We start from the raw sequence: 21,025 nt of genomic DNA on the forward strand, positions 1-21,025 counted from the left end.
TAATTAGCACTAATTGTTTAATTCTTTATTGTAAAAACATTATTTGAACCTATTTATACTCGGACATTAACTCGTGTTGCCTTTTGTTAATACTGACTGATTAGTTACTGTGTTTTTTTAATATATTTTCCCATCTAACATTACACTGTCAATTAAATTACTGCCAAATGCATAAGGCAATTGATAATAAGAGGGAATCGATTTTGTAATGATTAGGTTTGCTTTTTTTCCTATTGTAATACTTCCATGGGTACTAGAAATACCCATTGCATAAGCACCGTTTATAGTTGCTGCATTTATGGCTTCTTCAGGAGTCATTTTCATTTTGATGCAAGCGGTAGCCACGACAAAATTCATATTCCCGGATGGAGTAGAACCTGGATTGTAATCGGTTGCAAGTGCCAAAGGAAGACCTGCAGCAATCATCTCTCGAGCTGGAGTGTAGGGAATACTCAAAAAATAAGAACAGGATGGTAAAGCCACTGGCATGGTTTCTGTGTTTTTTAAGGCTTCAATATCTTCCGGTTTCATTATTTCGAGATGGTCTACCGAAAGCGCATTGTATTTTACTCCTGCTTGAATTCCGCCAATAGAATTGAATTGATTGACGTGAATTTTTGGTTTTAAGCCAAATTGAATCCCCGCTTCCATAATTTGCTCTGTCTCTTCAACAGTGAAATACCCTGTTTCACAAAATACATCTATAAAATCGGCTAATTTATTTTTGGCAATTTCGGGAAGCATTTCGTTGATAATACAATCAATGTATCCTTTTTTATTGTCTTTGAAAGCAAGTGGAAAGGCGTGTGCTCCCAGAAAAGTTGCTTTTATGGTGATAGGGTAGTTTTTTGATAATTGCTGGATAACACGAAGCATTTTGAGTTCTCCATCAATTGTTAGACCATAGCCCGACTTAATTTCGACGGCTCCAGTACCTAAATACATTACTTCTTCGAGACGCGCTTTAGATTGATTGTAGATTTCTTCTTCCGAGGTTTCGTTGAGTTTTTTGGCTGAATTTAAGATCCCACCACCACGATTGGCTATTTCTTCATAGGTCATTCCGTTAATGCGATCCACAAACTCTTGCTCGCGATTGCCTGCATAAACGATGTGAGTATGACTGTCGCACCAAGAAGGCAAAACTATTTTTCCGGTGGCATCGATAGTTGTATCTACAGCAATTTTAGGCAAATCATCCATAGACCCAAAACCAGCAATCAAATCATCTTTGATCAATAAATAGGCGTTTTTTAGTGTTGGTAGTACTGCCATCTCGGCGCCTGAAACTTTTAAAACAGAAGCTTCTCTAACTTGTAGTAGTTCTTTTATGTTAACGATTAGTGTTGTCATGCGAAGCTAATATTTGTTTTTTATAGGAACATGGTATCGCCATTCTTCATGTATTTATGTTATTTGAATCATGGCGATTTTATTTTTTATTTATTCAGAAACAGTTATTTCAAACATTTTATCCCAATTTTTACCAGTAATAAATATGGTTTTTGTCTTTGGGTTGTAAGCAATTCCGTTTAATACATCTTCTGGGGTTACTTTTAGGAATTTACGCAAACCAGACATGTCCAAAATTCCTTCCACAGCTCCGTTATTTGGGTTTACCACTGCAATGGCATCTTTTTGGAAAACATTAGTATAGATTTTACCATTAATCCATTCCAGTTCATTTACAGCCTTAATTTTCGAACTTCCGGAATACACATTGATATTGTCAATCATTTTTAGGGTTTTGGGATCTACTTTCCAAATCTTCTCTGTTCCGTCTGTTTGATAAATGTAGGTACCATCATTGGTCATTCCCCAACCTTCAATATCTTTGTCATAAGTAAATGATTTTTCTAGTTTCAAAGTTTTAGCATTATATATAAAGCCTGTTTTTTCTTCCCAGGTCAATTGGTATAGTTTGCCATTTATAAAGGTGATTCCTTCTCCAAAGTACTTGGAATCCAAATCAATTTGTTTGTAAATCTTACCTGTTTTATAATCGTATTTTCTAAAATAAGAACTCCCTTTTTGTCCGGTACTTTCATATAAAGTGTCTTTATAGAATTCTAATCCTTCTGTAAAAGAATTTGTGTCGTGCGGAAAAGTATTTACAATTTTATATTTTAATAATTTGGGTTGCACATTCGAAACTAATTCGACTCTTGCCGTTGCTTCTGAGTTTTCTCCGCCAAAATAAACTAAAGCTTTTAGGTATTGGTAGCCCAGTTTTTGTTCTTTCAATTCAAATTTAAGTTGCTCTAAACCTTTTGTCGAACCTACTTTTTTATCGTTTACATAATAGATAATACTGTCAATTGTTTTAGAATTTGGGTTCAAAACACCCAAAGAAAGGACGTCTTCGGGCAGGTATTGTGACTTAAAATTAGAATTATCGAAGGTAAATATAGAATTTTCACCTTTTTTTGTTGCTTCACAATTTACTAAAGTGATTCCTAATAAAATGATAAATAGGAAGTTATAATTTTTCATAGTTTTAATATTTTAAAAAGCCAATATACAACGATAATTTTAAGGTGCAAAGCTCTTGCAAAGATATAAAAAGATTGTATATTTGCACCGGCAAGTCCTACACGACCAGCTCCTGCAGACTCCCCCAGGATGGGAACATAGCAAGGGTACGTGGTTGAGCGGTGCGATGTAGGTCGCTTGCCATTTTTTTTTAAATTATACAAAAGTAGTCTTCCTTCGGGAGGATTTTTTTATTTTCGGACCTTTCTTAATTAGGTATAGATTGTACTCGACTTGGTAAACGGTCTAAAATAAAGTACATTGGCTTATAAATACATCTATTAATCACAACACCAAACAATGAATAAAGTAGTATTAATTACAGGAGGATCTTCGGGAATTGGGAAATCTATTGGGGAATTTTTGCATCATAAAGGATTTGTGGTGTATGGTACGAGTAGAAATCCGGAACGTATTCTTAATTCGGTTTTTCCTTTAATAGCTTTAGATGTTAGGAATGTAGATTCAATTCATTTGGCTGTTGCCAAAGTGATAGCAATTTCGGGAAGACTAGATGTAGTAATTAACAATGCTGGTGTTGGTATTACTGGTCCTTTGGAAGAAATTCCGATGAATGAAATTAAAAATAATTTTGAAACCAATTTTTTTGGTCCAATTGAAGTAATGAAGGCAGCATTGCCACAAATGCGTGAACAACATTCGGGTTTGATCATTAATGTAACCTCAATTGCGGGATATATGGGCTTACCATATCGCAGTATTTATTCGGCGTCCAAAGGAGCTTTAGAGTTAATTACCGAAGCATTGAGAATGGAGGTTAAGTCTTTTGGAATACGAATTGCCAATATTGCTCCAGGTGATTTTGCAACAAATATTGCTGCAGGGCGTTTTCATGCTCCAGTAATTAAAGGTTCAGCTTATGAGGTGCCTTACGGGAATAACCTAAAAACCATGGATGAGCACGTAGATAGTGGTAGTAATCCAAACGAAATGGCAGAAGCAGTTTATGCGGTAATTCAAAATCCAAATCCGAAAATACATTATAAAGTTGGTGCTTTTATGCAAAAGTTTTCTATTGTATTAAAAAGAGTGCTTCCAGATAAAGTATATGAAAAAATGCTTATGAATCATTATAAGTTGTAAGGTTAGACGGATAGATAATAGACGGATAGATGAAAGATACTAGAAGAGTAATTTGATTATTCGATTTTTTTGAATTGATTTTTGATATTGTAATTGAAATTGCAATTGTTATTGATATTGATTTCGTAATTTTGCACCTAATTTTTCGAACACACAATTAAATATAAATATATTATGAAATTTTTTATTGACACAGCTAATTTAGCTCAAATTAAAGAAGCACAAGCATTAGGCGTTTTAGACGGAGTTACGACTAATCCAACTTTGATGGCTAAAGAAGGAATTACTGGAAAAAACAACATCTTGAAACATTATGTTGATATCTGTAATTTGGTTGATGGTGATGTAAGTGCCGAAGTAAACGCACTAGATTACGATGGAATGATTAAAGAAGGTGAGGAATTGGCTGATTTACACGAGCAAATCGTAGTTAAATTGCCAATGACTAAAGAAGGAGTAATGGCTGCTAAATATTTTTCTGATAAAGATATTAAAACAAATGTAACTTTAGTTTTTTCTGTTGGGCAAGCTTTATTGGCTGCTAAAGCTGGAGCTACTTATGTTTCTCCATTTATTGGTCGTTTGGATGATGTTTCTACTGATGGTTTAGCACTTATTGAAGAAATACGTCTAGTATATGATAACTATGGTTACGAAACTCAAATTCTTGCAGCTTCTGTTCGTCATACTATGCATATTGTAAACTGTGCAAAAATTGGTGCAGATGTTATGACAGGACCATTATCTGCTATTTATGGTTTATTGAAACACCCATTGACAGATATCGGATTGGCTCAGTTTGTTGCTGATTTCGAGAAAGGAAACAAGTAAGAAAAAAGTTTTCAGTTTACAGTTTTCAGTTCCGAAACTTGCGGGATAGTAATCAGTGATTAGTCTACTTTTGAATAAAATAAAATCCCATTTTACTAATTTGTAAAATGGGATTTTTATTTGTACTCGTTTTACTGAATACTGCAATCTGAAAACTGAATACTTCTTAGTGTCCTCCAGCAATTTTCTTGTCAAAATCGATTCCATGACTTTTTAATATTCCGCTTACTTTCCATGCATAAAAAACTAAATAAGCAAAACAAAGAACACCTACAATATAACTATTTTGGATACCGATACTTTCTGAAACAAAGCCTTGAAACCAACTAACAACACCACCACCCATAATCATCATGATTAAGAAGCTACTTCCTTGACTAGTGTGTTTCCCTAAACCGCTAACAGCTAAAGTAAAGATACATGGCCAAAGTGTACTGCAAAATAAACCAACACTTGTAATGGCATAAACACTAACCATTCCGCTTGTTGTCATTCCTATTAGTAAGGCTATAATTCCTAGAGTAGAAAATATAAGCAACATTCTGGCTGGATTTCCCTTACTGGCGATATCGGCAGCAATTAATATTAAAATGACTAATCCATATACGTAGAAAGGAGTTAAATCGTGTTTCGCTATTGCATTTACGGCTAAGAAAACTCCAAACGCCAAATAAGGGGCTAAAAAACGAAGTATTTTTTGTAAACTCATGTCGTTTGTAAATGCTTCAACTGCACCTGTCCAACGACCAATCATCAAACTCGCCCAATATAAAGAGATGTAAGGAGCAATATCTTGCAGACTAAATCCTAATTTTGTTTCCATATAAGCAGGTAAATTACTTGCTGTAGAAACTTCAACTCCAACATATAAGAAAATGGCAATCATCCCTAAAACCAATTGGGAGTAATGTAAAGCTGTTTTTTTTGTTGGTTTTCCTTCGTTTTCCATTTCATCAATTAATTTTGGTTTGTCTGGAAGAGAAGAAAATTTTAATAATATCGCTACTATCAAAAATGCTAATCCAAGTATTAAGTAAGGAATTTTAACACTTTCGATACTCATGCTTGTAGTACCATTGGCATTGGTTCCAAAAATAGCAAAACTTACAATTAAGGGGCCAATAGTAGTTCCTAGATTGTTAATTCCGCCTGCCATGGTAAGACGTTGTGAACCTGTAGAAATAGGCCCTAATGCTATTGCTAAAGGGTTTGCCACTGTTTGTTGCAATGAAAAACCTAAAGCGACAATGAATAAACCAGTTAGCATTAAAGGAAACGAATGAGTGTTTGCCGCAGGATAGAACAATAAAGTTCCAAGAGCAGAAATACCTAATCCTAATGACAACCCGTTTTTATAACCTATTTTATTAACTAGATCTTCTTTGATTAAAACTGAAACAAGCATATAGATTATGGAACCAACGGTATAAGCAATATAGAATGCTAATGACACTAATTGGCTTTCACCTTGTGATAAATCAAAGGCTTTTTTGAATACGGGAATTAAAATGTCATTACTTGCAGCTACAAATCCCCAAAAGAAGAATACGATGGCTAAAGGGATAAATTGACCCCATTTGGTCTGTGAATTTTCTGAACTCATAATTTAAAATTTAATTTTTTAGTTAATAATTTGTTTTTTTGATGCTGCAAGAGTGTAAATATATTTGTTAGGAATTTCTAAAAAAAATTAAAGGGGATAATTTTTTTTACTTTTATATAAACGACATAAATTCTTCAACAAAGTGATTTTTTTTGGGAAAAATAGACCGTTAAAATTCATTATTAATGATTGTCAGAATGAAAAAGGATGTACTATTGTCTAAAAAGTAATTCGTGTTACTTAGATTTAAAAAAAACTAAGTTTATCTATTTTCAAATAGAATCTTAAAATTAGTGACTTGCATAGAATTAAATGAATGAAATTTTAAAGTCAAAATAATAGCCATTAGAATTCATTAAGCTTTGAGCTTAAATAATCTTTAATTTCTTTGTGGTTAAAGAAAAGTCTGAAATTGAATTTGCATTTATTTATAGGAGAGGCTCAAAAAATAATAGTTGCATTCTTAATGGTGTAAAAAAGTAAAACACAAATGAATTTGAATTTATAGTTTCAGCCAAAAAAAAGTCTTCTGACATTTCGATATTCGGGTATTATTCAGTTAGAAATAAAATATCAAATTCTCAGAAGGTTTTTTTTAAGGTGTAGAGTGAGTTTGTAAATATAAAACTCAGTTTATCAGTGTGTTGTGGTTGTTTTTGTTCGGCTTTTAATTTCTTAAAAAAAACAAGGAAATAAAAAAATGATTTTTTATTCTAATATTCTAATTTTCACTTCCTTGCTGTAATTTCGTCCAATAGGAATAGTATAAGAGTTTATATGTATTCGATTCCCTTCAATTGATTTTACCTTGTTTAATGCTATAGTGAATGATTTATGAATTCGCATAAATCGATCTGCAGGCATTTCTTCGGTCAAGGATGTTAATGATTTGTGCGTAATATACGTTTTATCAGTAGTTGCCACTTTAATATATTCTTTCATTCCTTCTATAAAAAGAATTTCATCAATATTTATTTTGACCATTTTTTTATCGACTTTAATAAAAATATGGGGTTCTATGCGATGGTTATCGACCTTAATATTATTTTTTAAATTAAAATCGGCTTCAATTTTATGAATGGATTTAATGAATCTTGGTAAAGGAATAGGTTTTACCAAATAATCAAGTACTTCTAGATCATAACTTTCTGCAGCAAATTCCCTGAAAGCAGTGGTTATAATGATACGGGTCTTTTTTTCGAGAAGACTTATTAGTTCAAATCCGGTCATCATAGGCATATTGATGTCTAAAAAAACAACATCAACACTATTGGTATTTATAAATTCAAGCCCTTCTAATGAATTGTTAAATGTACCAATTACCTCAAATTCTGAAAAATTATCAAAATAATTAAGTAATACTTTTATAGCTAATGGTTCGTCGTCTATCAATACACATTTAATCTTCATTGTACAGTGGTATTTGTAATGTGATTATATAAAAATTAAATTTCACTTTTTGTGTGATGGTAAAATTATTCTTAAAAATTAGTTTCAATCTTTTTTTGGTATTGGTTAACCCAATTCCTTTTTTGTTTTTTATATTTTGTGAAATTACAAAATTATTTAATATTTCAAATTCAAGCATAGTCTTTGTAACTCTAATATTTATTTTTATTTTGAGTTTATCATTGTTTACTCCTCCATGTTTAAATGCATTTTCTATTAATGAAATAAATAATAAAGGCGGAACTTTGATTGAATCTATATTTGATTCAAGATTCATCCGTACTTCTACATTCTCAAAACGCAGTTTTTCAATTTCAATGTAATTTTGAATGTAATCTATTTCTTTTATCAATGGCACAAATTTGTAGCCTTCTATGTCATATAAGACATATTCCATCAAATTAGAAAGTTTTATAATTACATCTGGAACTTTATCAGATGATTCTAATGATAATGCATATAGGTTATTTAAGGTGTTAAAAAAAAAATGAGGCTGAATCTGATTTTTTAAATATTTTAATTTAATTTTATTTTGATTGACCATTATAGTCCTGTTTCGTTCTCTTTCTTTAAGCCAGGTTAACATGAAATAAATTGAAGTGGCAATTGCCAAAACATACAATTCTCCAATACAAACGGCTACAATGTGATTGATATCGAAGGGGTGGTAATCTCGATTGGCTTCTGGCCAAATGTCCTTTGATATAATAAAGTAGGTTAATCCTGTTTTTAAAACATATACAATTATCAGACTCAAAAATAATACCAAAGTGTACTTGTAATATTTATTTTGAAGAACATATTTTGGTACAAGTATATATATATTGAAATATACTAAAGGAATGTGCAAACAGAATTCGATGATGTTTGACTTTAAGGAATATTCATAATCGTTAAAATAGGCTCCCCAGCGCAAAAAGTTGAGAAAAAAATAGATTACCCAAAACCATAAATGATATTGTGCTTTAATGTCAAGATTTAATTTTTTCATTTTTGGACTTTTAGATTATTATAATACAATTGAAAATCTAAAAAACGGTAAGCATTTGTATTATTTAGTGCAACATTAATCAATTTGTCAATAAAAATAGAATTATATCATATAAAAAGCATTAAAAATCCCGTAATGGACTTTAGAAAACGTTTTCGTAAAACGCATTGTTGTTAAATATCTGTCGTTTGTTTAAAAAACAATGTTGTTGGTTTAATTTATTTTTTTGAAAATCACCTTCCATATAAATTTACATCATAACTAACAAAAATAATTTAAAAATGAAAAAAATTTTTCTAATCGTAATGGTTATTTTTACTGCGCAAGTTTCTCTTGCACAGGTAAAAACAATCAAGGGGGTTGTTTCAGATGCAAAAGGCACTCCACTACCGGCCGCAAATGTTAATGTGAAAGGGACGAAAGACGGTGCATCAACAAATTTTGATGGTTCTTTTACTATTGAAGCAAAAGCTGGTGAAACTTTGGTAATTTCTTATTTAGGATATGAAACTAAAAGTGTAACAGTAGGAGAATCAAGTACAGTTAATGTACAATTGGCCGAAGCGGGTTCTACAGCTTTAACGGAAGTAGTGGTTACTTCATTAGGTGTAAAAAAATCTAAAAAATCTTTGACTTATTCTGCACAAGAATTAAAAGGAGAAGAGTTGGTTAGAGCTAAAGATGCGAATCTTATGAATACAATTTCAGGTAAAATTGCAGGAGTTGCCGTGACTAAAAGTGCTGGTGGTACTGGAGGTTCTACAAAAGTTACTATTCGTGGAAATTCATCTACTACAAACAATAATCCTCTATATGTTGTTGATGGTGTACCAATGTTGAATGTTTCTTCTATTCAGCCAAATGATGCATTTGGTTCTACTCAAGGTGGTAACCGTGATGGTGGAGATGTTATCGGATTATTAAATCCAGATGATTTTGAAGGGATGACAGTGCTTAAAGGTGCTTCTGCAACTGCTTTATATGGTAGTCAAGGTGCAAGAGGGGTTATCTTATTGACTTCTAAAAAAGCAAAAGAAGGTGTTTCTTCATTCAGAGCTTCTTCTAATACAACAGTTGAAACAGCTGCTTATTTGCCTAAATTTCAAACTTCATACATTGCTAAAGCAGGTGCAAAAGAATCATGGGGAGCTGCTCAAAGTACTCCAGATCATACTAGAGACTTTTTTGATACAGGTATAACTCAAATATCTTCTTTTGGTTTCTCTACTGGTTCTGCAAATTCTGCTACTAATGTATCTTATGCCAATACTACAGCTAACGGTGTTTTACCAACAAACAGTTTGAGTAAAAACAACTTTAGCCTTAGACAAATGGGTAAATTTTTTGGGGATAAATTGACTGTTAATGCTAATGCAAATTATACTTCTCAAGATGTAACAAACAGACCAACTAGTGGTTTGTATTTTAACCCGCTTACAGGTCTTTATTTGATGCCAAGAGGAAATGATTTTGAATATTATAAAAATAATTTCGAAGTATTTGATCCTGCTAGAAATTTAATGGCTCAAAACTGGATGACTAATGAAGATATCTTACAAAATCCATACTGGGGATTGTACCGTAATCAATCTAAAGATTCTAATCAATATATGAATGGTTCTGTTGGATTGAACTACAAAGTAAATAATTGGCTTTCTGTTGGATCAAGATACAATTATGATAGAATTACTGCTGAATTTGATAAAGAAATTTATGCAACTACTCAAGGTACTTTATCTCATCCAAATGGTAGATATATTAACATTAATAACGTAAGTACTCAAAATTATGGTGATTTAATTGCTACAATTAACACTAAAATCAATGATAATCTTACCTTTTTTGCAAACGTAGGTACCAGTTTTACAAAAAGCTCTATTAATGATGAAACGGTTTTAGACTCAGATCCTTCTGGTTTAGGTATTACAAACTGGTTTACTCTTCATAATTTTAACTCTAATACAGGTAATTTTCAAAATTACGGATTCAAGAGAGAGCAACAATCAGTTTTTGCTGCTGCAACTTTTGGTTACAAAAACATGTTGTATTTAGACATTACAGGACGTAATGACTGGTCTTCTACATTGGCTAATACAGGTAATATGTCTTTCTTTTACCCTTCTGTAGGTACAACTTGGCTTATTTCTGAATCTTTTAAAATGCCAGAATCAATTTCATTTGCTAAAGTTCGTGCTTCTTATGCTCAAGTGGGTAATGACGTTCCTGCGTTTTACACTTCTCCAACTTCTGCTTATACTGCGGCAAATCCAAACAACATCAATCCAACTGTTGGTCCAAGACCAGGTACTACTTTGAAACCAGAAAGTCAATCTTCTTATGAGTTAGGTACTGAGTGGAGATTTGTTAACAATAGATTTGGTATAGAATTGACGTATTATAATAATGAGACTAAAGATCAATTGCTTACAATTCCTGCTCCATCTACAAATGCAGAAGGATACCAAAATTATGCTTACAATGGTGGTGTAATTTCTAATAATGGTTTTGAGGTATTATTGAATGCTAAAATTATTAATAATGACAAGTTCAAATGGGATGCTACTGTAAACTACTCTAAAAACAACAATGAAGTTTCTGGATTACCGGAAGAATTAGGAGGTACAGTTATTTTGACTCAACCAGGTGTAAACAGTTATAGATATTCATTAATCAATGGTCGTCCATTTGGAGTTATCGAAGGGATTAACCTTAAGAAAGATGCTCAAGGTAGAATATTGTTGAATGAAGATGGTTCTATTCAAAAAACTGATTTTGAAGAAGTTGGAAATGCAAATCCAGATTATATGTTAGGTTTGACTAACTCATTCAAATATGGTAACTATTTCTTAAACTTTACAATTGACGGACGTTTTGGTGGAGATGTAATGAGTATGACTGAAGCCTTGAATGATAAATATGGAGTTTCTCAAGTAACTGGGAATGTTAGAGATGCTGGTGGTGTAGATATTAATGCAGTTTATGCTCCTGGTACAACAAAAGCGGGACAAGCTTTTGCAGGGAAATACGATACAGAGCGCTACTATAACCAAGTTGGAGGTAGAGAAGGTGCTACTGGGGAATATGTATATGATGCGACCAACGTAAGTTTGAGAGAATTAGCTTTAGGATACACATTTGATATTAAAAACAGCAAAATTTTCAAAGCAGCTAGTTTATCTTTAGTAGGTAGAAATTTATTCTTCTTCTACAAAGATGCACCGTTTGATCCAAATATTTCTTTGAGTACAGGTAATGGTTTACAAGGTATTGATATTTACGCAGCGCCTTCTACAAAAAGTATCGGTCTTAATTTAAATGTAACTTTCTAATCTTATATCATCATGATACTAAATAAAATAAAAACAACTGCTATATGTGCTACATTGCTTGCCGCAGTAAGTTGTACAAGTGATTTCAACGAAATTAACACGAATCCAACTGGGATTACTGCTCAAGAACTTGAGCAAGATTTTAATCATGTAAAAGTTCCTTTCAGTACTGTTTTTACAGGAATTTTTAATACTACGCATTGGAAATACCAATTGCAACAAAATCTAAATGCGGATATATGGTCAGGTTATATGGCTACCCCAACTCCTTTTAAAGGGGCTGCAGGAGACAACTCAAATTATAACTATGTTGATGGTTGGAATGGTTTTATCTGGAGCTTGCCTTATACGGATGTAATGGCAAATTCACTTAAAATTGAGCAAAGAACCAAAGGAAAATACGATCAATTTTATGCTGTTTCTTTGATCTTAAAAGTAGAAGGAATGCATAGGGTAACTGATGTATTTGGACCAATTGTATATTCTGAATTTGGAACTACAAATACTACAATTCCTTATGATTCACAGGAAGCAGTATATACTAAAATGTTTTCTGAACTTGATTTCGCTGTTGCAGAATTAACTAAAAGAGTAGATGCGGGTGAAAAATCAACTTTTGGAAGTATAGACATGAGTGGGTATGCCGGTGATTACAAACAATGGGTTAAATATGCAAATTCATTGCGTTTACGTTTAGCAATGAGAGTTGTTAAGATTAAACCGGCTTTGGCTAAAACAGAAGCTGAAAAAGCGGTTAATCATAAATTTGGTGTAATGACAACTAATGCAGATATCGCTAAAGTTATTATTCCTAATTACATTGATCCAATTTTAACGATCTCTTCTGCATGGGGTGATATTAGAATGTCTGCAGATATGGAATCTATCATGAATGGGTATACTGACCCAAGACTTGCTAAATATTTTAAAGAATCAGCTGATTTTGCTGGTCAATACAGAGGAGTTCGTACAGGTATTAATATGATTGCTAAATCTGATCGTACTGGTATGTCTGAAATTGGTTCAATTGTTGGATCAAATGAAAAAGTGTTAATGACTACTGCTGAAGTATTTTTCTTAAGAGCTGAAGGAGCTTTAAGAGGATGGAATATGGGAGGAACTGCTCAAGGTTTATATGAAGTAGGTATTACAATTTCATTTGGACAACATGGTGCTTCTGGTGCAGCTTCTTACATAACTGATAATGTAAAAATGGCAAGAGATTTTGTTGATGTTAAAGATGCCGCTAATAATGCAGCAGCAGTAAACAAAGTGACTATTGCATGGGATGGTGCAGCTTCTAATGAAGTAGCTCTTCAAAAAATCATTACTCAAAAATGGATTGCTAACTTCCCAGAAGGTCAAGAAGCTTGGTCTGAATACAGAAGAACAGGATATCCTAAATTATTCAGAGCGTTACACAATACTAGTGGTGGAAAAATCACTACTGAGTTTGGACCTCGTAGAATAAATTTTGTACAGTCTGAAAAAGATGGTAACCCTGGTGGTGTTGCAACAGGGGTTGCTAAATTAGGTGGGCCTGACAATGGAGGAACTAGATTATGGTGGGATACTACTGCAGGTAACTTCTAGTCCTATAGATTAATTGAATTAGTTAAAATTAATGGTATAAGTAATGCAAGTTACTTATACCATTTTTAATACCGTTGCTAACAGAAAAAGAATTGTTTTTTGAATATAATAAGTGATAAGGTTATTACTTGTTTTTTGTAAAAAACTATAACGAATAGGGCTAATTTTAAGGATTGCATTAAAATTAATTGCTATTTGATATCCTTTTTACTGACTTGAAAATACACATTATTGATTAAATAATGCTGTTTGTATAAGAACTATTGCTGTTGGTTTTTTTTATTTTTATAAGAATGATAATAGGTATACTTTTGAAATGTATTAATAGAAATTCTTCTAAAAATAAGGGTTTGATGCTTTATAATAGAGAATTTAATTAATATAAAAATTATAATAAATTATTAAAATGTTTTATTGAATTACCAAAATGAATTTGATAATTAATAAAGTTCATTTATCCTTTCAAAGAAAATAATAGACAGACTAAAATAAAAAATTAATAATAAAACTTACACGTTATGATTACTTCGTCAATTTTAAAAAAAGACATAAGCTTTAAGACGGCAGGGCAGTTTGAAGAAACCCGTTTCGAAAAAATACACAACGTCATTTTTAAAAATTCAATAGAAGCTTCAGTTGTTGTGGCTCATGAAATTGCAGATTTAATTCGTTCGAAACAAGAGAGAAATAAACCGTGTGTACTAGGACTGGCAACTGGTTCTTCTCCCATAAAAGTGTATCAAGAATTGGTTCGCATGCACAAAGAAGAAGGCTTGAGTTTTGCAAATGTGGTGACTTTCAACTTAGATGAGTATTATCCTATGCCAAAGGAAAGTAATCAAAGTTACCATTACTTTATGCACCAACACCTTTTTAATCATGTAGATATCAATCCTGAAAATGTAAATATTCCTGATGGTACTATTGCTATCGAAGATTTGAATCAATTTTGTGTTGATTATGAAATAAAAATTAAAAGTGCTGGAGGACTTGATTTTCAATTGTTAGGAATTGGACGTACAGGTCACGTAGGATTCAATGAGCCTGGTTCGCATATCAACTCGGGAACCCGCATTATTACATTAGATCATATTACAAAAGTTGATGCTTCCGGAGATTTTAATGGTATCGGGAACGTTCCTAAAAGAGCGATTACGATGGGAGTTTCAACAATCCTTAGATCCAAAAGAATTGTATTGATGGCTTGGGGGCAAAACAAGGCATCTATAATTAAAAGAACAATCCAAGGAGATATTAGTTCTGAGGTTCCAGCAACTTTTTTACAAAATCATAATAATACCACTTTTATATTAGATGAAGGTGCTGCCTCAGAATTAACAAGATTAGAAACACCTTGGTTAGTAGGGGAGTGTATTTGGACTCAAGAATTAAAAAGCAAAGCGATTGTTTGGTTGTGCCAAAAAACAAAACAATCCATTCTTAAATTAACGGATAGAGATTATAACAACAACGGTATGTCAGATTTATTGGCAGCCGGAAGTTCTTCGTATGACTTGAATATCAATATGTTTAATGTCTTACAACATACTATTACCGGATGGCCAGGAGGGAAACCAAACACGGATGATTCTAATAGACCGGAACGTTCAACTCCAGCAAAGAAAAGAGTTATTCTTTTTAGCCCACACCCAGATGATGATGTAATTTCTATGGGAGGAACTTTTGCCAAATTAATTAAGCAAGGTCATGATGTACATGTAGTGTATCAAACTTCAGGAAATATTGCCGTTACTGACGATGAAGCCTTAAAGTTTGCCGAAGTGTGTAATGATTTTGTGGGAGAAAACAAATCCGGAATTAATTTCCAATCGGTTATTGATACCATAAATGCTAAGACTCAAGGTCAAATGGACTCTTTGGAGGTGCGTAAATTGAAAGGCTTAATTAGAAGAAGAGAATCTTATGCCGGAGTTAGGTATATTGGATTGAAAGACGAAAATGTTCATTTTTTAGATTTACCGTTTTACGAAACAGGAGTGGTACAAAAAAATCCTTTGGGACCTGCAGATATCGCTATTGTAAAAGATATTATTGCTACAATAAAACCACATCAAGTCTTCGCTGCTGGAGATCTTGCTGACCCACACGGGACACATGAAGTGTGTTTGAATGCTATTTTTGCGGCAATGGGAGAATTAAAATCAGAGCCATATATGGATGATTGTTGGTTGTGGTTATACAGAGGTGCTTGGCACGAATGGGATATCCATGAAATAGATATGGCTGTTCCGTTAAGCCCAGATGAAGTTATGACGAAACGACAAGCCATTTTATGTCACCAATCTCAAAAAGACAGAGTAATGTTTCAAGGAAATGATGCCAGAGAATTTTGGGTTCGTGCCGAAGATCGTAACAAAAATACCGCAAAATTATACGATGATTTAGGGCTAGCCGAATATGAGGCTATCGAAGCTTTTAAACGTTTTGAATATTAAAAATTAAGTTGAGTTTGTTTTGAAAGTATCGGACCAAATTCATTAAAATCATTTTTTGATTTTGGTTCGTACTTTTTTTAATCCCACCTAATTCGATTGTCAATAAACTGTAATAACAAAAAATGAAATACCTAATAATCTTTTTATTTGCCTCTTTTATCGCTTCTGCTCAAATTAAAAAAGAGCAACTGGATGTTATGCCATGGCCTCAAAATTTAATCTTGACAGAAGGTACTTTTACTTTAACTAAAAGTTTTAAAGTGAATATTACTGGTGCGCCAAATTCTAGAATATTTAATGGTGCTACTAATTTTTTGAGAAGATTGGATGGTAGAACAGGACTGTTTTTCGATCAAGGTTTTATAACAAATACCAACGAAGTTCCTACTGCTCAATTGCAAATAAATTGTGTTCGAAGTGGGAAAATTGAATTATATGAAGACGAAAGTTATTTGCTTAAGATTGTCGGAAATAAAATAACGATTAACGCTACTACAGATTTAGGAGCCTTACATGCTTTAGAAACATTGTTGCAATTATTGCAAAACAACAATAATTCCTATTATTTTCCGAATGTAATAATTTCAGATTTTCCAAGATTTACTTGGAGAGGTCTGATGATGGATGTTTCAAGACATTTTATGCCGGTAGATGTTGTAAAGAGAAATATTGATGGAATGGCAGCAGTAAAAATGAATGTTTTTCACTGGCATTTAGTAGATGATCAAGGGTGGAGAATTGAAATGAAAAAACACCCGAAATTAATTCAGATGGCTTCGGATGGGAATTATTATACTCAAGAAGAGATTAAAAGTATAGTAAAATATGCTGATGACAGAGGAATTTTGGTAGTTCCCGAAATAGATGTTCCCGGTCACGGATCTGCAATACTTACGGCTTATCCAGAAATTGGGAGTAAGGTTGTAACAATGAATTCTAACACTATCGAAAACGGGAAGCAATCTGCTCAAATAGAAACGTATAGTGTTGAAAGAAATGCTGGTATCTTTTCGCCAACATTAGATCCTTCAAACCCTAAAACATACCAGTTACTAAACGAGTTTTTTGATGAAGTCTGTCCGCTTTTTCCAGGGAAGTATTTTCACATAGGTGGAGATGAAAACGAAGGGAAAGATTGGGATTCTAATCCTAAAATACAAGAGTTCAAAAAGAAGCATAATCTAGCGAACAACCATGAATTGCAGACTTATTTTACGATGCAATTGATTCCGATGCTCAAAAAGCACAATAAAGAATTGATGGGATGGGAAGAAATTATGACCAAAAATATGTCTAAAGATGCCATTATTCATTCCTGGAAAGGTGTTAATGAAGGTGTTCCTGCAGGAAAATCACTTGTAGATGCTGTAAAAGGGGGATATAAAACGGTTTTGTCTAACGGATATTACATTGATTTGGTTTTTGGTGTTGAAGATCATTATACTGTGGATCCAATGCCGAGTAATGTAACGCTCACCGACGAAGAAAAAGCCAGAATTTTGGGTGGCGAAGCCACTATGTGGTCAGAATTAGTTACACCGAGCACTTTAGATTCTAGAATATGGCCAAGAACCGCTGCAATAGCGGAAAGATTATGGTCCGATAAATCGGTAACGGATATCAATAGTTTGCGTAAAAGATTAAAAACGATCTCTTTTAGATTAGAAGAACTTGGTTTGACTCACATAAAAAGTAAAGAAGCTTTGCTAAGAAATATTAGCAATAATCAAAAGAATGTCGCTTTAGAAGATTTATCCAATATTTGTGAGCCTATCAAAAAATATTCAAGGAATAAAGGAGGAACTGAATATCAAATGTATTCGCCGCTAACATTATTTGCAGATGCTTGTACTCCGGACGCCACAGATGCTTTAGGATTTGATTTAGCAGTGATTAATTATTTAAATAACAAATCTGTTGAAAATCAAATTGTAGTGACAAATTATCTAAGTAAATGGATTAAGATGAATGTGGATCTAATTCAATTAAGTAATAATGCACCACTTATTCAACCACTTTTGCCTCTATCTAAGAAATTAAATGATTTGTCTGAATTACTATTGTTGAAAATTGATAAGAAGCAAAACGTAGATCCTTCTATACTAAATGATTTACTAGAGAAGTGTAATACAAAAGAACATGCCGATGTTGAATTAGCGGTATATAATAGTTTGAAAAAGTTAGTTCAAGCTTAGTAAAAAAAATAAAGATGAAAATAGTTATTGTTAGGATTGAGTTTGGTTATTTGTATTTTAATAATATTTTTATTTAAGTTAAATTTTTTTACCTGGTAATTCGTTACCAGGTTTTTTTTTGAAATTAATAGGTATAATGCTAGTTATATATTAAGTGTAATTATGACTCGTAAATTCCACTATTTTTTATACTTTTGCACAAAATTTTAATAAAGAGATCTTCATGTTAACAGTCAATAATTTATCAGTTCAGTTTGGCAAACGAATCTTGTTCGACGAAGTAAATACTACCTTCACACACGGAAATATTTATGGAGTTATTGGAGCCAATGGTGCTGGAAAATCAACTTTTCTTAAAATAATAGCAGGTGATATGGACCCGACTTCGGGACATATTCATTTGGAACCTGGAAAACGTATGTCGGTTTTAAATCAAAACCACAATATGTTTGACGAACATACGGTTCTTGAAACCGTTATGATGGGGAATAAAGTCTTATATGCTGTCAAAAAAGAGATGGACGCGCTTTATCTTGATTATAATGATAAAAATGCCGATAGAATAGGGGAGTTGCAAGTTCAGTTTGAAGAAATGAATGGATGGAATGCTGATTCAGATGCAGCATCCATGTTATCTAATCTTGGAATTACAGAAGACAACCATTATACTTTAATGGGTGATTTGGAAGGTAAAATAAAAGTTCGTGTGCTTTTGGCACAAGCCCTTTTTGGAAATCCAGATTTACTTATTATGGATGAGCCTACTAATGATCTAGATTTTGAAACGATTGCTTGGTTAGAAAATTTCTTGGCAAATTATGAGAATACCGTAATTGTAGTTTCTCACGACAGACACTTTTTGGATTCAGTTTGTACACATATTTCTGATATTGATTTTAGTAAAATAAACCATTATTCAGGGAATTATACGTTTTGGTATGAGTCAAGTCAATTAGCGGCTAAACAACGTGCTCAACAAAACAAAAAGGCTGAAGAAAAGAAACAAGAATTAGAAGAATTTATCCGTCGTTTTTCTGCGAATGTTGCCAAATCAAAACAAGCTACTTCTCGTAAAAAAATGATTTCTAAATTGAATATATCAGAAATTAAGCCATCGAGTCGTCGTTATCCAGCGATTATTTTTGATCAAGAGCGTGAAGCAGGAGATCAAATCTTAAACGTTCAGGATTTAAGCGCTTCTGTAGATGGAGAATTATTGTTTAAAGGAGTAGATTTGAATATGGCGAAGGGCGACAAAATTGTTCTTTTCTCTAAAGATTCGCGTGCTACTACTGCTTTTTATGAAATCTTAAACGGGAATCAAAAAGCAGATTCTGGTACTTACGATTGGGGGGTTACTACCAATCAAGCGTATTTACCGGGAGATAATCATTCGTTTTTTGAAAATGATTATTCTCTTGTAGATTGGTTGCGCCAATGGGTAAAAACCGAAGAAGAAAGAGATGAAGTAAACATTCGTAGCTTTTTGGGTAAAATGATTTTCTCTGGTGAAGAGGCCTTAAAAACCTGTAATGTATTATCAGGAGGAGAGAAAGTACGTTGTATGTTGTCTCGAATGATGATGGAAAGAGCCAATGTTTTAATGTTGGATGAACCTACAAATCACTTGGATTTGGAATCGATTACAGCATTCAATAATTCATTGAAAAATTACAAAGGTTCTGTTATTTTTACCACTCATGATCATGAATTTGCTCAAACGGTTGGTAACAGAGTAATAGAATTGACGCCAAATGGTGCAATTGACCGTTACATGACTTTTGATGATTATCTGGATGATGAAAAAGTTCAGGAATTAAGAACAAAAATGTATACAATATAATTTTGATTTCAGATTAACGATTTCAGATTTTTGATTTTGTCTATGTTATAAAAAAAACTCCCGTTGTTCGATATAGCGGGAGTTTTTTGTGCATTAGATTAATATGACTGCCGCAAAACATACCAAGTATTTTTTTTGCCACAGATTCACTGATTTTTTTTAATTTGATACCTTTTAGAAACGGCACTGATTTATAGTCTTTATAAGGAATCTGTGTATATTTAGTTGTTAATAATCTAATTTTAATCTGTGAATCTGTGGCTATTTTTTTTAGGCGTTAGCCTTGTCATTGCCCTGGTATTAGTTACGGATAGTCATATTAGATTAAGTAATAGTGAACGGTTCAGTTTTAAAATAAATTGTTTTTCTTCCCTTTGTAAATAAAAGAAATATTTCTCGGCTTCTATTTAATAAATCCTAAATCGGAATTTGTATATTTGCTTAACCAAAGAAAATCCTTAAAATATGAAATGAGCATTACCTAAAATTGGTCGCAAGCACCAATGTTGATATGCGAATTACATATGGCCTTTAAAAAACAATAAAAACCAACATATGAATCAAAAAGTTTTGCTTAATTCTAAAGAAGTCAATATTATTTTGAACCGCTTGGCCTGTCAGTTGATTGAAAAACATCTTGATTTTTCAGATACAATTTTAATAGGGATTCAACCTAGAGGTACTTTTTTAGCAAAACGATTGAAAGAAATATTAGAAAATGAGTATCAAATTCCAAACATTGCTTTAGGGTATTTGGACATCACTTTCTTTAGAGATGATTTTCGAAGAGCGAACAAGTCTTTAGAAGCCAACAAAACCCAAATCGATTTTTTAGTTGAAAATAAAAAAGTCATTTTTATAGATGATGTATTATATACTGGGCGTAGTATTCGTGCGGCATTGACAGCGATTCAATCCTTTGGAAGACCTTCTGGGATTGAATTATTAACATTAATTGATCGCCGTTTTAGTCGCGATTTACCCATACAGCCCGATTATAGAGGTCGTCAGGTAGACGCAATCAATGGTGAGAAAGTAAAAGTTTGTTGGGTAGAACAAGATGGCGAGGACGGAGTTTATTTAGAAACAAATTAGACTT

The 21,025-nt window shown here is 32.7% G+C and carries 13 protein-coding genes and 1 other RNA gene; 9 read left to right on the forward strand and 5 right to left on the reverse strand.

Annotated elements, in window-relative coordinates:
• Window positions 1-117: 117 nt before the first annotated feature.
• Both hutI and DB891_RS10500 read right to left on the reverse strand, forming a co-directional pair.
• Entirely contained in the window at window positions 118-1,353 is a 1,236-nt protein-coding gene (hutI, locus tag DB891_RS10495; RefSeq protein ID WP_116763281.1) for an imidazolonepropionase, read from the reverse strand.
• Window positions 1,354-1,443: 90 nt separating this feature from the next.
• A complete protein-coding gene (locus tag DB891_RS10500) occupies window positions 1,444-2,493 on the reverse strand; it encodes a glutaminyl-peptide cyclotransferase (protein WP_116763283.1) in 1,050 nt (349 codons plus the stop codon).
• Window positions 2,494-2,581: 88 nt separating this feature from the next.
• Here DB891_RS10500 and ffs point away from each other — a divergent pair.
• The 3 genes from ffs to fsa all read left to right on the forward strand — a co-directional run bounded on the left by ffs (window position 2,582) and on the right by fsa (window position 4,467).
• Window positions 2,582-2,679, forward strand: an RNA gene (gene ffs / locus DB891_RS10505) — signal recognition particle sRNA small type.
• Between the two features lie 153 nt (window positions 2,680-2,832).
• Window positions 2,833-3,636, forward strand: a complete 804-nt coding sequence (locus tag DB891_RS10510; RefSeq protein WP_116763285.1) for an SDR family oxidoreductase — start codon at window positions 2,833-2,835, stop codon at window positions 3,634-3,636.
• Between the two features lie 174 nt (window positions 3,637-3,810).
• Complete coding sequence (gene fsa, locus DB891_RS10515; protein ID WP_116763287.1) at window positions 3,811-4,467, forward strand: fructose-6-phosphate aldolase; 657 nt, start codon at window positions 3,811-3,813, stop codon at window positions 4,465-4,467.
• A gap of 166 nt (window positions 4,468-4,633) precedes the next feature.
• On the opposite strand, the gene DB891_RS10520 is transcribed toward fsa, so the two are convergent.
• The 3 genes from DB891_RS10520 to DB891_RS10530 all read right to left on the reverse strand — a co-directional run bounded on the left by DB891_RS10520 (window position 4,634) and on the right by DB891_RS10530 (window position 8,510).
• Window positions 4,634-6,070, reverse strand: coding sequence for an MFS transporter (locus tag DB891_RS10520; RefSeq protein WP_116763289.1), 1,437 nt, complete (start codon window positions 6,068-6,070; stop codon window positions 4,634-4,636).
• A gap of 708 nt (window positions 6,071-6,778) precedes the next feature.
• A complete protein-coding gene (locus tag DB891_RS10525; RefSeq protein WP_116763291.1) occupies window positions 6,779-7,480 on the reverse strand; it encodes a LytR/AlgR family response regulator transcription factor in 702 nt (233 codons plus the stop codon).
• The gene (locus tag DB891_RS10530; RefSeq protein WP_116763293.1) at window positions 7,470-8,510 is read right to left on the reverse strand and encodes a sensor histidine kinase; all 1,041 of its coding nucleotides are present in this window, start codon (window positions 8,508-8,510) and stop codon (window positions 7,470-7,472) included. The genes DB891_RS10525 and DB891_RS10530 overlap by 11 nt, the downstream gene beginning before the upstream one ends.
• Window positions 8,511-8,791: 281 nt before the next feature.
• Here DB891_RS10530 and DB891_RS10535 point away from each other — a divergent pair, with 281 nt between their 5' ends.
• The 6 genes from DB891_RS10535 to pyrR all read left to right on the forward strand — a co-directional run bounded on the left by DB891_RS10535 (window position 8,792) and on the right by pyrR (window position 21,021).
• Complete coding sequence (locus DB891_RS10535) at window positions 8,792-11,839, forward strand: SusC/RagA family TonB-linked outer membrane protein (protein ID WP_116763295.1); 3,048 nt, start codon at window positions 8,792-8,794, stop codon at window positions 11,837-11,839.
• A gap of 12 nt (window positions 11,840-11,851) precedes the next feature.
• Complete coding sequence (locus DB891_RS10540) at window positions 11,852-13,432, forward strand: RagB/SusD family nutrient uptake outer membrane protein (protein ID WP_116763297.1); 1,581 nt, start codon at window positions 11,852-11,854, stop codon at window positions 13,430-13,432.
• 518 nt (window positions 13,433-13,950) lie between these two features.
• The gene (nagB, locus tag DB891_RS10545) at window positions 13,951-15,888 is read left to right on the forward strand and encodes a glucosamine-6-phosphate deaminase (RefSeq protein ID WP_116763299.1); all 1,938 of its coding nucleotides are present in this window, start codon (window positions 13,951-13,953) and stop codon (window positions 15,886-15,888) included.
• Window positions 15,889-16,010: 122 nt separating this feature from the next.
• Window positions 16,011-18,083 carry a beta-N-acetylhexosaminidase gene (locus DB891_RS10550; protein ID WP_116763301.1) on the forward strand — a complete coding sequence of 691 codons (2,073 nt, stop codon included), beginning with the start codon at window positions 16,011-16,013 and terminating at the stop codon, window positions 18,081-18,083.
• Window positions 18,084-18,306: 223 nt separating this feature from the next.
• Window positions 18,307-19,926, forward strand: coding sequence for an ABC-F family ATP-binding cassette domain-containing protein (locus DB891_RS10555; RefSeq protein WP_116763303.1), 1,620 nt, complete (start codon window positions 18,307-18,309; stop codon window positions 19,924-19,926).
• 555 nt (window positions 19,927-20,481) lie between these two features.
• Window positions 20,482-21,021, forward strand: a complete 540-nt coding sequence (pyrR, locus tag DB891_RS10560; protein WP_116763305.1) for a bifunctional pyr operon transcriptional regulator/uracil phosphoribosyltransferase PyrR — start codon at window positions 20,482-20,484, stop codon at window positions 21,019-21,021.
• Window positions 21,022-21,025: the final 4 nt, after the last annotated feature.

Origin of the sequence: Flavobacterium laiguense (assembly GCF_003097655.1) — a bacterium.
GTDB classification, from domain to species: Bacteria; Bacteroidota; Bacteroidia; order Flavobacteriales; family Flavobacteriaceae; genus Flavobacterium; species Flavobacterium laiguense.

Bases quoted from the DNA above. Each gene is read 5' to 3' on its own strand.
- hutI (WP_116763281.1), bottom strand. From the start codon at position 1,353: ATGACAACACTAATCGTTAACATAAAAGAACTACTACAAGTTAGAGAA.
- DB891_RS10500 (WP_116763283.1), bottom strand. From the start codon at position 2,493: ATGAAAAATTATAACTTCCTATTTATCATTTTATTAGGAATCACTTTA.
- DB891_RS10510 (WP_116763285.1), top strand. From the start codon at position 2,833: ATGAATAAAGTAGTATTAATTACAGGAGGATCTTCGGGAATTGGGAAA.
- fsa (WP_116763287.1), top strand. From the start codon at position 3,811: ATGAAATTTTTTATTGACACAGCTAATTTAGCTCAAATTAAAGAAGCA.
- DB891_RS10520 (WP_116763289.1), bottom strand. From the start codon at position 6,070: ATGAGTTCAGAAAATTCACAGACCAAATGGGGTCAATTTATCCCTTTA.
- DB891_RS10525 (WP_116763291.1), bottom strand. From the start codon at position 7,480: ATGAAGATTAAATGTGTATTGATAGACGACGAACCATTAGCTATAAAA.
- DB891_RS10530 (WP_116763293.1), bottom strand. From the start codon at position 8,510: ATGAAAAAATTAAATCTTGACATTAAAGCACAATATCATTTATGGTTT.
- DB891_RS10535 (WP_116763295.1), top strand. From the start codon at position 8,792: ATGAAAAAAATTTTTCTAATCGTAATGGTTATTTTTACTGCGCAAGTT.
- DB891_RS10540 (WP_116763297.1), top strand. From the start codon at position 11,852: ATGATACTAAATAAAATAAAAACAACTGCTATATGTGCTACATTGCTT.
- nagB (WP_116763299.1), top strand. From the start codon at position 13,951: ATGATTACTTCGTCAATTTTAAAAAAAGACATAAGCTTTAAGACGGCA.
- DB891_RS10550 (WP_116763301.1), top strand. From the start codon at position 16,011: ATGAAATACCTAATAATCTTTTTATTTGCCTCTTTTATCGCTTCTGCT.
- DB891_RS10555 (WP_116763303.1), top strand. From the start codon at position 18,307: ATGTTAACAGTCAATAATTTATCAGTTCAGTTTGGCAAACGAATCTTG.
- pyrR (WP_116763305.1), top strand. From the start codon at position 20,482: ATGAATCAAAAAGTTTTGCTTAATTCTAAAGAAGTCAATATTATTTTG.